Origin of the sequence: Curtobacterium salicis (assembly GCF_011759505.1) — a bacterium.
Classification (GTDB): Bacteria; Actinomycetota; Actinomycetes; order Actinomycetales; family Microbacteriaceae; genus Curtobacterium; species Curtobacterium salicis.
Map to the genome: position 1 here is coordinate 436914 of NZ_JAAOYO010000004.1, position 13908 is coordinate 450821.

Consider the following 13908-nt stretch of genomic DNA (forward strand, 5'->3'; position numbering starts at 1 on the left):
GGGACAGGCTAGCGCGCACGGTCACCGTCCCAGCGAACCGAGGGCGGAGCGCAGCCGGTCACCCAGGAACGGTGCGAGGGTGGTCGCGAACGTCGCCGTCAGGTGGGTCGGGTCCCGGTGGGTGAGCACCCCGCCGATGACCGCCGGACAGACCGTCGCCGTGCAGTACCAGTCCGTCATGTCCACATACCGTGCCCGGGCGCCGATCGCGGCCACCGCCTGTTCGTTGCCGTCGAAGGCCGTGAGCGCCTGGCTGCGCGGCAGGTCGCACGCGCCGTCGGTGGGTCCCTGGACCTGCGCCAGGCAGGCCACGACGTCGTCGCGCGCGACCGGGTTGTCCCGGATGGCGATCACCGGCACACCGCGGTCGGTGGCGGTGCGCCAGGCGGTGACGAGCCCGTCCACCACGGTCTGCTCGTCCGTGCTGCCCGGCGGGACGACGACCGGGCTCTTCGTCGTGGCGTGGGTGACGACGACGGCGTCGAGCTCGTCGGCGTGGTCGCTGATCCAGGCGGTCGCGGCGCGCTTCCACCCCTGGCAGCTGTCGGTGTAGCCCTGCGTCGGGGCTTCCTGCACGGCGCTCGTCAGGTAGCACCCGATGTGGCCGGCGACGTCGATGCGCCAGTGCTCGCGTTCCGCGATCGCCCGGTACGCCGTCATCAGCGCGTTGTTGTGCGAGTCGCCGACGGCGAGCAGGTGCTTCCGGTAGCCGGACCGCGGCCCCAGTGCGCAGACGTTGAAGTCCGCGGTGCGGTTCGACCAGCACGCGCCACTGTTCGCGTCGTCCCGCGCGACCGCGGCCGGAGCCGGGACGCGGACGTCGGCGAGCCGCGGGTCGGTGCAGGGGTCCGACGAGCCGATCCGGGCCGCGGCGCCGAAGCACGCGACGTCGCCGCGCTCGAGCCGGGCCGCGTAGGCGGCGGCCTGCTGGACCTGGACCTGCAGCGCGGTGAGCGTCCCCGCTCCGAGGGCGACGACGGCGACGGTCGCGACGAGACCGAGCACCGCGGCGCGACGCGGCCGCAGGCGACGCACCCAGGCGGCGTTGCGGACGGGTTCCTCGACGAACAGCGTCGTGAGCGCGGCGAGCAGGAGCGCGCCGACCAGCACGACCGCCTTGCCCCGGGTGCCCAGGGGGTGCCCGAGCACGATCGGCAGGAGCACGACGGCGGGCCAGTGCCAGAGGTAGACGGCGTAGGAGATCCGCCCGGTGAACGCGACCGGGGCCAGCCGGCCGACGGTCTCCAGACCGCTCCGACCGCCGGCGGTCACGACGAGGGCCGCCGACAGGACGGGCAGCAGCGCGGCCGTCCCCGGGAAGGGTGTCGACGGGGTGATCACGAACAACGACGCGACCAGACCCGCGGCACCGAGCCACGCGCCTCCCGTCCGGACGGCCCGCACCCGGGGCGCGTCGATGCGTGCGAGCGGGACCGTCGCGACGAGCCCGCCGATCGCGAACTCCCAGCCGCGGGTGGCGGTGGAGAAGTAGGCGATGCCGGGGGCCGTACGGGTCTCGACCACGCACCAGACCAGGGAGACCGCCGCGACCAGCCCGAGCAGCACCCGCGCGGTCCCGACGGGACCGCCAGCCCGGGTGCGCCGCAGCACCGGTCCGGCGAGCAGGAGCAGGAGCGGCAGGGCGATGTAGAACTGCTCCTCGACCGACAGCGACCAGAAGTGCTGGAAGGGCGAGGGCTGGTTGTCGCTCGCCAGGTAGTCGACCGCGTCCGAGGCGAGTTGCCAGTTCTGCAGGTACACCGTCGAGGCGATGAGCTCGCGGCCGTACTGGCCCCAGAGCGAGCTCGGCACGAGCAGGAGCACGGCGACGCCCGTCACCACGATCGTCAGGAACGCACCGGGCAGCAGACGTCGCGCGCGTCGGGCCCAGAACGCGCCGAGGGCGATGCGGCCCGACCGGACCTGTTCGCGGAGCAGGTGCCCGGTGATCAGGTACCCGGAGATGACGAAGAAGACGTCGACCCCGACGAAGCCGCCCGGCAACCGGTTCGGCCACAGGTGGTAGACCACCACGGCCAGGACCGCGAAGGCCCGGAGCCCCTGGATGTCCCACCGGGTGCCGGTGGTGGGACCGGCGGCGGTGCCGGCGTCGGACGGGGCGGAGACGGGCGAGGACATCGCCGTCAGTTTACGGTCGGTGTGCCCGCCCGACGTCCGCTCACCGGGCGTCGCGCAGGGCCCGTTCGATGCCGCGCTGCAGGAAGGGCTGCAGGGTCTTCGCGAACGTGTTCGTGATGTGCGTCTTGTCGCGGTACACGAGCACGCCGCCGATCACCGCCGGGCAGGTCGTGTCCGTGCAGTAGAGGTCGGTCAGGTCGATGACCTGCGCGCGCCGCCCGATCCGCTCGGCCGCTCGCTCCTGCCCGTCGAACGGCGCGGTGCCCGCCGTCCGCGTCTGGTCGCACGCGGTCGTGGTCGGACCGGTCATCTCCGCGACGCAGGTGACGACGCGCGCGGCGGGCACGGGGTTGTCGCGGACGGCGATCACCGGCACACCGGCGTCGGTCGCGCTCTTCCAGGCCGTCACCAGGCCGTCCACCGTGGCGTCGTCGGCCGAGGTGGTGCCAGACGGGACCACCGGGCGCGACGTCGCGGAGTGGGTGACCAACACGGCGTCGAGGTCCGCTGCGTTCCGCTGGATGTACTGCATCGCCCGCTGCTTCCAGGTGGTGCAGCTCGCGAGCAGCCCCGCCGACGGCGCCGACTGCTGGGCGGCGGTGAAGTAGCAGCTCGGGTGGCCCGCCACGTCGATGCGCCAACCGTTCGCGTCGGCGATGCGCTCGTACACGTCGATCAGGGCGTTGTTGTGCGAGTCGCCGAGCGCGATGAAGCGCTTCGTGTACCCGGTCTCGGACCCCAGCGTGCACCGGTCGAAGCGGCCGCCCCCGTCGGACCAGCACTCGCCGCGGTTCGCATCGTCGCGCTTGGCGTTCGCCGGCGCCGGGACCCGGACCGAGCGGAGGTCCGGGTTCACGCACGGGTCCGCGGAGCCGATCTCGGCCGCGGCACCGAAGCACCGGACGTCGCCGCGCTCGAGTCGTGCTGCGGCGGCCCGGGCCTGCGTCTGCTCCACCTGCAGGGTGGTCAGCGTGCCGGCGCCCAGCGCGACGACCGCGACCGTGGCGACGAAGGCGGTCAGCGCGACGCGGCGCGGCCGCCAGCTCCGGACCCGGGAGGCGAACCGGAAGGGCTCCTCGACGAGGAGTGTGGACAGGGTCCCGACCACGAGCGAGCCGACCAGCACGACGATCCGTCCGACCAGGTCGAGGTCACGTCCCAGGACGAACGGTGCCAGCACGATGGCCGGCCAGTGCCACAGGTAGACCGCGTACGACGTCCGGCCGATGTGCGCCACCGGCGTCCACCGCCCGACCGTCTCGAGCGCCGTCCCACCGCCGAGGAGCACGACGAGCGTCGCGCCGACGACGGGCAGGAGCGCGGCCGACCCGGGGAAGGGGGTGTCACCGTCCAGGACGGCGAGCGACGCCACGAGGAAGGCGATGCCGGCCCAGGTGCCCGCGGCGCGGAACAGTGCACCGTGGCGCGAGGCGGCGGTGCCGATCGGCAGGGTCGCCGCGAGCCCGCCGAGGGCGAACTCCCACGCGCGGGTGGCGGTCGAGAAGTACGCGACGCCGGGGGAGGTCTGCGTCTGGACGACGCTCCACGCCAGCGAGGCCCCGACGACGACGAGCAGCACCACCCGGACGACCACGGCCGGCGACGCCCGCCGACGGCTGAGCACCCGGACCGACGCGACGGTCGCGATGAGCACGAGCGGCAGGGCGATGTAGAACTGCTCCTCGACGGAGAGCGACCAGAAGTGCTGGAAGGGTGACGGGTCGTCGTCGCCGGCCAGGTAGTCGACCGCGTCCGATGCGAGCTGCCAGTTCTGCAGGTAGACCGTCGAGGCGATCAGCTGCCGCCCGTACTGCCCCCACAGGGTGGAGGGGACGACGAGCAACACGGTCACCCCGGTCGCGGCGATCGCGAGGAACGCCGCGGGCAGCAGGCGGAGGGCGCGACGGGACCAGAACCGGGCCAGGGCGATCCGCCCGCTGGCGAGCAGCTCGCGGAGCAGGTGCCCGGTGATCAGGTAGCCGGACACGACGAAGAAGACGTCGACGCCGACGAAGCCGCCCGGCAGACGGTGCGGCCACAGGTGGTACAGGACGACCGCCAGCACCGCGAAGGCCCGGAGAGCCTGGATGTCCCACCGGGTACCGTCGGCACGGCGGGATCGGGCGGCGGGCGTCTCAGACATCCGGGGAAGTCTACGGAAGAACGACCCGTGCGGCCGCACGGCACCGCCGTCCAATACGCTCGACCCATGTTCCTCGGCATCACGAACACCCCGCGCGACTACGCCTGGGGATCCGTCTCCGCGATCCCCGAACTCCTCGGACGGACCGTCACCGGTGTCCCGCAGGCCGAACTCTGGCTCGGCGCCCACCCCGGCAGCCCGAGCGTCGTGGTGAACCCGGCCATGGTCGGCGGCGCCGACACCGTCCTCGACTGGATCACCGCCGAGCCGCAGACCGCCCTCGGCGACGACCGCACCGGGCTGCCCTTCCTGCTCAAGGTCCTCGCCGCCGCGGCGCCGCTCTCGCTGCAGGCGCACCCGACACCCGAGCAGGCACGCGAGGGCTTCGAACGAGAGGACGCGGCGGGCGTCCCGATCGACGACCCCGCCCGCAACTACAAGGACCCGTTCCCCAAGCCCGAGCTCGTCGTCGCCCTGAGCGAGCGGTTCGAGGCGCTCAGTGGTTTCCGCCCGGTCGCCGACGCGCTCGCCGAGGTCGAGACGCTCGACGCCGGGTCCGGTCGTCTGGGTCCGCTGGCCGTGCACCTGCGGCAGGGGCTCGAGGACACCGTGCGGTGGCTCGAGGAGACCGACGACTCGGCCGCGGCCGTGATCGGCGCGGTCGGACACCTGGCGCAGGAGGCCGTCGACGCCGCTGACCGGACCGGTACGGCCGTCTCGCCGAACACCGCCACCGCCGCGGACCTCGCCGGCGCGTACCCGGGCGACCCGGGCGTCGTCGTGTCGCTCCTGATGCACCGCGTCACGCTCGCCCGCGGTCAGGCCATGTACCTGCCGGCGGGGAACATCCACGCCTACCTCGACGGCCTGGGCATCGAGCTGATGGCCCCGTCGGACAACGTGCTCCGCGGCGGCCTCACCCCGAAGCACGTCGACGTCCCCGAGCTCCTGCGCGTCCTCGACTTCACGGCGTACCCGGCACCGCTGCTCGAACCGGAGCACCTCAGCCCGGTGGTCGACCGCTTCGCCCCGGAGGGCGTCGGCTTCGCGCTCGTCCGGGTCACGAGCGACGGACGCCCGGTCGGTCTCACCACCGGCGGCACGGCCCCGCTGTCGGGCCCGTCGATCGCGATCTGCACCGAGGGCGTCGTCACGCTGGTCGGGGCGCACTCGGCGACGCTGCTCCGCCAGGGGGAGTCCTGCTACATCACGCCCGACGAGGGTGACGTGTCGGTGGAGGCCGACGCCGGCAGCGGACGCACCGCGACGGTCTTCATCGCCACCGGCGCGTAGGGCCCGCGCGGAGCCGCGGCCGCACGGAGGCGCGTCCGCACTGGGGCGCGTCGGTCCGGCGGTCGCCGCGCACCGTTCCGCTAGCGTGGCGGCATGAGTTGGTTGGTCACCGGCGGTGCCGGGTACATCGGGTCCCACGTCGTCCGAGCGCTGGTCGCGGCGGGCATCGACACGGTCGCGTTGGACGACCTCTCGAGCGGCTTCCGGCAGTTCGTCCCGGAGGGCGTCCCGTTCGTCGAGGGCACGATCCTGGACGGTGCGCTCCTCGCGCGCACGCTCCGCGAGCACGACGTCACGGGCGTCGTCCACGTCGCCGGGTTCAAGTACGCGGGTGTCTCGGTCGAGCGTCCGTTGCACACCTACGAGCAGAACGTCACCGGCATGGCGACCTTGCTCCGTGCGATGGCGGACGCCGGCGTCGACAAGGTCGTCTTCTCCTCGAGCGCGGCGGTCTACGGCACCCCGGACGTCGACGTGGTCGTCGAGGAGACCCCGAAGGCCCCGGAGTCCCCGTACGGCGAGTCGAAGCTCATCGGCGAGTGGCTGCTCCGAGACATGGAGGTCGCCGCGGGCTTCACCACGACCTCGCTCCGCTACTTCAACGTCGTCGGCTCGGGGGAGCCGGACCTGTACGACGCCAGCCCGCACAACCTCTTCCCGCTCGTCTTCGACGCGCTGCTGGCGGGTCGGACGCCGCGGATCAACGGCGACGACTACGCCACGCCGGACGGCACGTGCGTCCGCGACTACGTCCACGTCGCCGACCTGGCGCACTCCCACGCGGTCGCGGCGCGGAAGCTCGAGGCCGGCGAGCCGCTCGAGCGCGCCTACAACCTCGGCAGCGGCGACGGCGTGAGTGTCCGCCAGATCATGGACGCGATGGCCCGGGGGACCGGCATCGACTTCCGGCCCGAGGTCGCGCCGCGCCGCGCCGGGGACCCGGCCCGCATCGTCGCGACCGGCGAGGCCGCGGGGCGGGACCTCGAGTGGGCGATGCGGCACTCGCTCGACGACATGGTGACGAGCGCGTGGGAGGCCCGGCAGCGGGCCGCGTAGACGCCGTCTGCCCGTCGCGCCCCGCGTCCGGCCCGGACAGGGGCGCGCGGCGTCGGCGTCCCTGTCCCCCGAAGGCCCCACAGACACGCCGCGACACGCCCGAATGGGGGACATGCCACGGCGGAAGCCGGAGGGGCTTCTATGATCCGCGACTTGACTCCGGGTAATCACACCGATGTAATTACACCGACGACATCGTCGTCAGGGTCCGAACCGAGACGTCAAGGGGTGATCAGGGTGAGCGCATCCGACTTCGAAGCCGGAGTGCCGGACGACTGGCACGTCGACCCCGTCGCGCTCGGCGTCCCGGGCGTCCGACGGCCGACCGAGGCCGACGAGGAGAACCCGCTCTCCTGGCAGGTCGACTCGCTCTGCGCGCAGACCGACCCGGAGGCGTTCTTCCCCGAGAAGGGCGGCTCCACCCGCGAGGCGAAGAAGATCTGCACCTCGTGCGAGGTCCGATCGCAGTGCCTCGAGTACGCGCTCGAGAACGACGAGCGCTTCGGCATCTGGGGCGGCCTCTCCGAGCGCGAGCGTCGCAAGCTCCGCAAGCGCGCCTGAGGTCTCCACAGGTTCACGCCGCGCCGCCGTGCGCGGCCGGCACCGCGCCTCCCGGCCCGTAGAGTCGCTCCCGTCATGCAGCCCAGTGCCTCCTCGCCCCGCGTCACCGCGATCCTCGTCGCAGCCAACGGGTCGGACCATCTCGACCGCACCCTGAACGCCCTGGCGGCGCAGACGCGCCCGCCGGAGGGCCTCGTGGTGGTCGACGTCGGCTCGACCGACGGGTCCACCTCGGAACTCTCCTTCGGTGGCAGCGCCCAGCTCTCCCGCATCGCACCCGGACGGCCGTTCGGAGAAGCTGTCCGGCACGGCGAGCAGGTCGCACCCCGCGCCGCAGCCGAGGACGGCGTCGACGAGTGGCTCTGGCTCGTCGGCCACGACAACAGTCCGACTCCCGGCACCCTCGCCGCACTCCTCGCCGCCGTCGAGATCGCCCCCTCGGTCGCGATCGCCGGCCCGAAGCTCGTCAACGTCGACGACCCGGCCCGGATCGCGGCGTTCGGCGAGAGCATGACCCGGATGGGGCGCTCGATCACCCTCGTCCAGGACGAGCTCGACCAGGGCCAGCACGACCGTCACACCGACGTGCTCGGCGTCTCCGCCGGCGGCATGCTCGTCCGTCGCTCGGTCTGGAACAGCCTCGGCGGCTTCGACCCGGCGCTGCCCGACGTCGACGCAGCCCTCGACTTCTCGGTGCGGGCCCGACTGGCCGGACACCGTGTCGCCGTCGTCCCGGAGGCCCGGGCCACGAGCGCCGGCCCGATCGAGGAGTTCGGCCGAGCGAAGGTGTCCGAGCGTCGCCGTGTGCGGATGCACCGCCAGGCGCAGCTGCACCGACGGCTCACGTACGCATCCGCCGGCGTCCTCTGGATCCACTGGCTCACCCTCGTGCCCTTCGCACTCGGTCGCGCGATCGGACACCTCGTCGCCAAGCACCCCGCAGCGGTCGGCGGCGAGCTCGCCGCGGCGTTCGCGGTCGCCTTCGGTGGCGGGGTCGGACGGGCGCGGCGCACCCTCGCGGCGAACCGGAAGACCGGCTGGGCGGCCATCGAACCGCTCCGGGTCAGCTGGCGCCGCGTGCACGAGCACCGCACCACGTCCCGCGACGTCGAACTCGCCCGCGTCGAGGACGCACCGATCGCCCGCGCGTCGTTCCTGGCGGACGGCGGCATCTGGGTCGTCCTGGCGGCCGTCGTGCTCAGCGTCGTCACGCTCTTCCCGCTGCTCGGGTCGCCCGCGCTCACCGGCGGGGGACTCCTGCCGCTGAGCACCGACGTCGGCGAGCTCTGGCGGAACGTCGGGTACGGGTGGCACTCCCTCGGCACGGGCTTCACCGGCCCCTCCGACCCCTTCGCCGCGGTGCTCGCCGTCCTCGGCTCGATCACGTTCTGGTCGCCGTCGACCTCGATCGTCCTGGTCATGCTGCTGTCCTTCCCGCTCGCCGCACTCGGCGCGTGGGCCGCGGTGCGCAAGGTGACGACCCGCACCTGGGTGCCGGTGATCGGCGCCGTCCTCTACACGGTGGCACCGGCACTCGTCGGGGGCGTCACCACCGGGCACCTCGGCGCCGTGATCGCCCACGTGCTGCTGCCCTGGCTGTTCCTCACGCTCGTCGAGGCACACCGCTCGTGGGCGTCGGCGTCCGGTGCGGCCCTGCTCTTCGCGGTCGTCGCGGCGTCGGCCCCGTCGCTGCTGCCGGTGCTCCTGATCGGCTGGCTCGTCGCCCTCGTCGTCGGCTGGCGGCACGCGCACCGACGGGTCTTCGTGCCGGTGCCGGCCGCCGTGCTGTTCGTCCCCCTCGTGCTCGCGCAGATCGCCCGCGGCAACCCGCTCGCCGTCTTCGCGGACCCCGGCGCGCCGTCGGCCACGCCGGCCCCGAGCGCCCTGCAGCTCGCGATCGGGCAGCCCCTCCCGGACTGGAACGGCTGGCTCACCGCCGTCGCCCCGCTCGGCCTCGGGGACGCCGTCCTGCCGGTCGTCATGGCCGTGCTGGCGCTGCCGGTCGCAGCGAGCGCCGTCGGAGCCGTCCTCGGACACCGGTGGTCGCTCGCCGGCACCGCGCTCGTCGCCGCCCTCCTCGGCTACGCGACCGCGTTCGGGGCGACCCACCTGGCCGTGACCGGCGTCGGTTCGACCACCACCATCGTCTGGCCGGGCAGCGCGCTCTCGGTGTTCACCCTGGGGATCGTCGTCGCCGCGTGCATCGGCGTCGACACCGTGCCCCGCCTGGCCCCGGTCGTCGGCCTCGTCGCCTCGGTCTTCGCCGCCGTCGCGGTCGCCCCGGCGTTCGCCGCGTTCTACCTGGACCGTGCGGCCATCCAGCCGACCTCGGGCCGGGTCCTCAGCGCCTACGTGAACGCCGAGGCGCAGGCGAACCCCGACGTCGGCACGCTCGTCGTGCAGCCGCAGACCGACGGCTCGCTCGCCGTCGCCCTCGAGCGCGGCCAGGGCTCCACGCTCGACGACCAGTCGACGCTCGACGCCACCGCACTGTCGCTCAGCCGGTCGGGCAGCCGTCTCGCCACGCTCGCGGGAAACCTGGCGAGCCGTAGCGGGTACGACCCCGAACCCGCGCTCGGCGAACTCGGCATCAGCTTCGTCCTGCTCGACGACGCCCCGGACGACGCCGAGGCGCGCGCGGTGCACGACCGTGCGGCCGGCGCGATCGGCCAGGACGCCCGCTTCACGAGCATCGGCGAGACCACCAACGGCGCCCTGTTCCACTACGAGGGCGACGTCGACCGGACCAGCACCGGCTCGGCCGCCGCGAAGGCCACGCACGTGCTGTACCTGGTCGTCATGGGCGTGGTGTTCGGCGCGGCCGCACTGCTCGCCGTGCCGACGGCACCGCGCCGACGTCGAGCGACGTCGAACGTGATCGAGGCCGACGAACCCGCCACCACCTTCGACGAGGAGCGCGACGAATGAGCACGAGCACCGCGCGCCGCTGGGCCCTCCGCGGCACCGCCACCGCCGTGGCCGTGATCGTCGCGGCGGGCACGATCGCCGCCGCGCACACCCTCGGCACCACCGAGGACCCGGGACACCCCGCCGGACGCTCCGTCACCCCGGTGCCGGCGGCCGCCGAGCGGGTCTGCGCCGGCAGTGCCCTGCGACTCTCCGACGACGCCGGCAACGACGCGACCCGGGCGAGCACCATCGGTTCGCCGGAGATCGCGACCGCGACGACCGGCGACCGGGTCGACCGTAGCGACCTCGACGGGTCGAGCACCGGCAGCAGCGACCCGACGCTCCTCACCGCCCCGGCCGGCGACACCGCGCCGCAGGTCGCCGGCAGCAGCTACCAGAGCGTGTCCGACGGTGACGTCGTCGGCGTGGGGGCAGCCTCCTGTGACGACCCGTCGCAGTCGACGTGGCTCGTCGGCGGGTCGACCGAGACCGGTCGCACCACGCTGGTCACCCTCGCCAACCCGACGGACGTCAACGCGACCGTCGACCTGACCATCGCCGACACCAGCGGGACGGTGAGCGCGCCCGGGACCTCCGGCATCGTCGTCGCACCGAACTCGCAGAAGGTCGTGCCGCTGTCCGGCTTCGTGACCGACCAGGGCTCGACCGTCGTGCACGTGACCTCCTCCGGCGGGCAGATCGTCGCCCACATGCAGGAGACCGTGGTCCGGACGCTCACCCCGGGCGGGTTCGACATCGTCTCCGGCGGGGCGGCCCCGTCCCGCCAGCAGGTGATCCCCGCGGTCGTGCTCGAGGACGCCGAGGGCGCGCAGCGGGGCGAGGACACCGCCGATGCGGCACCGGTCCTCCGGCTCTACGTACCGGGGACGGCCGTCGCCCGGGTCACCCTCGGGATCACCACGGCGGACGGCGGCGGCACCACGGTCGACGCGACCGCCGAGCCCGGCGTGGTCACCGACGTGCCGCTCGACGACTTCCCGGACGGCCGGTACTCGTTCACGATCGACTCCTCGGTGCCGATCGTCGCGGGCGCCCGCACCACGACGCCCACCGACGACGGGCGGACCGACCTCGGCTGGTTCGCCTCCGCCGAGCCGCTCTCCGCCACCACGGTCACCGCGGTCGCCGCCGGATCCGGTGCCCGACTCAACCTCGTCAACCCGACCCGGGAGGACGCCACCGTCACGGTGCGCTCCGGCGGTGACGCGCAGGAGGTCCAGGTCACGTCCGGGTCGACGGCCACGGTCAGTGTGCCCAGCGCGCAACAGCTCACGATCACCGGCGCCGACGGGCTGGTCGCCGGGGTCACCTACCAGGGTGACGACGGCATCGCCGGGTTCCCGGTGCGGCCGGAGACCGAGGTCTCGAGCCCGGTGCGCGTCTACCCGTAGGCGACGCTGCCGGCCGTCACCAGTGGCGGTAGCGGTCCGGTGCCAGGTCCCACGGGTCCTTGTCGATGAGTTCGGCGACGGCGCGGAACACCGCGGTCTCGACCACGATCCGACGGTCCACGTCGTCCTTCTCGGGGCTGTGCGTGACCCGCTCGACCGGGATCCGGAACACCGTCACCCGTCGCTCGTCGCGTTCCACCCGCCAGCGGGGCAGTTCGTCCGGCAGCCCGGTGTCGGTGGGCATGTCCGCGACCTGGAACACCACGCCCGCCAGTTCCTCCGGCCAGAGGCCGACCAGGTAGTGCGCGGTGTCGCCGACGATCCGGTCGAAGGCCTCGGCCCGGGTGATCACCGGTGCGAGTTCCGGCCCGGTGACGCTCGACCGGTGGCCGCGGCCGTGCCGGGAGCGTCCCCGTGCACGGTCGACCGGGGTGACGATCCTGGGCTTGCGGCGCATCCGGCCATCGTACGCGGCGGGACCCCGCACGGGCTCCCCGCGGCGCGGCCGGTAGGGTCGACTGCGGTATGGACGTACGGATCTGCAGCAAGGTCGCCTGTGGCGCGGGCGCCTCGGCGACCCTGACGTACGACTACGCCGACTCGATGGTCGTCGTCGGACCGCTCTCCGGCCGGGTCGAACCGCACGGGTACGACCTCTGCGCGCGCCACGCGGCGACCCTGCGGGTCCCACAGGGCTGGCGTGTGATCCGGCGGGACCCGCCGCCGCGGACGCCGGAGCGTCCGCCGTCCTGACGGGCCGGACCGGTGGGACGGGAGGCACGGCGCACGTCCTCCTGCACCGTGCGCACGTCCGGCGTCGCTGTCCACACACGTCGCCACACTCCCGCCCTGGTCGGCGGTGCGTGGGAGACTGACGCCATGCCGACCGACACCCGCACCGCCGTCCCGTTCCGCGTCGCCGACCTCACGCTCGCCGAGGCCGGACGCCACCAGATCCGTCTCGCCGAGAACGAGATGCCGGGTCTGATGGCCCTCCGCGACGAGTTCGGTGCGTCGCAGCCGCTCGCCGGGGCACGCATCGCCGGGTCCCTGCACATGACGGTGCAGACCGCGGTCCTCATCGAGACGCTGGTCGCCCTGGGCGCGCGGGTCCGTTGGGCCAGCTGCAACATCTTCTCCACGCAGGACGAAGCCGCAGCGGCCGTCGCCGTCGGCCCGACCGGCACGCCCGACGCCCCCGCCGGTGTCCCGGTGTTCGCCTGGAAGGGCGAGACCCTCGACGAGTACTGGTGGTGCACGAACCAGGTCTTCGACTGGAGTGCCGAGGCCGCCGAGGCCGCAGCCGACGGTGAGCCCGTTGCCTGGCGTGGCCCGAACCTGATCCTCGACGACGGTGGCGACGCGACCATGCTCGTGCACACCGGTGCCGACGCGGAAGCCGCCGGCCGTGTCCCGGACGCCGGCCCCGACGCCAGCGCCGAGTGGAAGATCGTGCTGGCCACGGTCGCGTCCTCGCTCGAGCAGTCCAGCGACCGGTGGACCCGGATCGCCGCCGACGTCGAGGGCGTCACCGAAGAGACCACCACGGGCGTGCACCGTCTGTACGAGCTGGCACGGGCCGGCGAGCTGAAGTTCCCGGCGATCAACGTCAACGACTCCGTCACCAAGTCGAAGTTCGACAACAAGTACGGCATCCGCCACTCGCTGCCCGACGGTCTGAACCGTGCGACCGACGTCCTCATCGGCGGCAAGGTCGCGTTCGTCGTCGGCTACGGCGACGTCGGCAAGGGCGCGGCAGAAGCCCTCCGTGGTCAGGGCGCCCGTGTCATCGTCAGCGAGGTCGACCCGATCTGCGCCCTCCAGGCAGCGATGGACGGCTACCAGGTCGCCCGCCTGCAGGACGTCGCGGCCGACGTCGACATCGTCGTGGCCTGCACCGGCAACCTCGGGGTGGTCGGCGTGGACGACATGCTGGCGCTGAAGCACCTGGCGATCGTCGCCAACGTCGGGCACTTCGACAACGAGATCGACATGACCGGTCTCGAGTCGCTGCCGGGTGCCGAGAAGGTCGAGATCAAGCCGCAGGTGCACGAGTGGCGTCTGCCGAACGGCCGCTCGATCCTGGTCCTCAGCGAAGGCCGACTGATGAACCTCGGCAACGCGACCGGACACCCGTCCTTCGTGATGAGCAACTCGTTCACGAACCAGGTGCTCGCTCAGATCGAACTCCACACCCGGCTCGACCAGTACCCGATCGGCGTCTACGTGCTGCCCAAGCACCTCGACGAGAAGGTCGCGCGCCTGCACCTCGACGCCCTCGGGGTGCGGCTCACCGAACTCCGACCCGAGCAGGCGTCGTACATCGGCGTCCCGGTGCAGGGTCCGTACAAGCCGGAGCACTACCGCTACTGAGCGGCGCCGGCCGGGGGCGCC

At 73.2% G+C, this 13908-nt stretch carries 10 protein-coding genes; 7 read left to right on the forward strand and 3 right to left on the reverse strand.

Annotated elements, in window-relative coordinates; translation table 11 throughout:
• Positions 1-21: 21 nt before the first annotated feature.
• Positions 22-2139: an acyltransferase family protein gene (locus E9228_RS14380; RefSeq protein WP_166781211.1), complete on the reverse strand. Its 2118-nt coding sequence runs from the start codon at positions 2137-2139 to the stop codon at positions 22-24.
• A 40-nt stretch (positions 2140-2179) separates the two neighbouring features.
• Positions 2180-4282: an acyltransferase family protein gene (locus tag E9228_RS14385; RefSeq protein ID WP_166781212.1), complete on the reverse strand. Its 2103-nt coding sequence runs from the start codon at positions 4280-4282 to the stop codon at positions 2180-2182.
• Positions 4283-4348: 66 nt separating this feature from the next.
• Here E9228_RS14385 and manA point away from each other — a divergent pair, with 66 nt between their 5' ends.
• The 5 genes from manA (at position 4349) to E9228_RS14410 (ending at position 11514) form a co-directional block, all read left to right on the forward strand.
• Positions 4349-5575: a mannose-6-phosphate isomerase, class I gene (manA, locus tag E9228_RS14390; RefSeq protein WP_166781213.1), complete on the forward strand. Its 1227-nt coding sequence runs from the start codon at positions 4349-4351 to the stop codon at positions 5573-5575.
• A 93-nt stretch (positions 5576-5668) separates the two neighbouring features.
• Positions 5669-6631, forward strand: coding sequence for a UDP-glucose 4-epimerase GalE (gene galE / locus E9228_RS14395; RefSeq protein ID WP_166781214.1), 963 nt, complete (start codon positions 5669-5671; stop codon positions 6629-6631).
• A 228-nt stretch (positions 6632-6859) separates the two neighbouring features.
• Positions 6860-7192 carry a WhiB family transcriptional regulator gene (locus E9228_RS17430; protein WP_425248383.1) on the forward strand — a complete coding sequence of 111 codons (333 nt, stop codon included), beginning with the start codon at positions 6860-6862 and terminating at the stop codon, positions 7190-7192.
• A gap of 75 nt (positions 7193-7267) precedes the next feature.
• Positions 7268-10120, forward strand: a complete 2853-nt coding sequence (locus E9228_RS14405; RefSeq protein WP_166781216.1) for a glycosyltransferase family 2 protein — start codon at positions 7268-7270, stop codon at positions 10118-10120.
• On the forward strand, positions 10117-11514 hold the full coding sequence (locus E9228_RS14410) for a DUF5719 family protein (RefSeq protein WP_166781217.1): 1398 nt from the start codon (positions 10117-10119) through the stop codon (positions 11512-11514). The genes E9228_RS14405 and E9228_RS14410 overlap by 4 nt, the downstream gene beginning before the upstream one ends.
• Positions 11515-11530: 16 nt before the next feature.
• Here E9228_RS14410 and E9228_RS14415 read toward each other — a convergent pair whose 3' ends face one another.
• Entirely contained in the window at positions 11531-11971 is a 441-nt protein-coding gene (locus E9228_RS14415) for a metallopeptidase family protein (protein WP_166781218.1), read from the reverse strand.
• A gap of 68 nt (positions 11972-12039) precedes the next feature.
• Here E9228_RS14415 and E9228_RS14420 point away from each other — a divergent pair, with 68 nt between their 5' ends.
• Positions 12040-12267: a DUF3499 family protein gene (locus tag E9228_RS14420; protein ID WP_166781219.1), complete on the forward strand. Its 228-nt coding sequence runs from the start codon at positions 12040-12042 to the stop codon at positions 12265-12267.
• A gap of 126 nt (positions 12268-12393) precedes the next feature.
• The gene (gene ahcY / locus E9228_RS14425) at positions 12394-13887 is read left to right on the forward strand and encodes an adenosylhomocysteinase (RefSeq protein WP_166781220.1); all 1494 of its coding nucleotides are present in this window, start codon (positions 12394-12396) and stop codon (positions 13885-13887) included.
• Positions 13888-13908 lie beyond the last annotated feature (21 nt).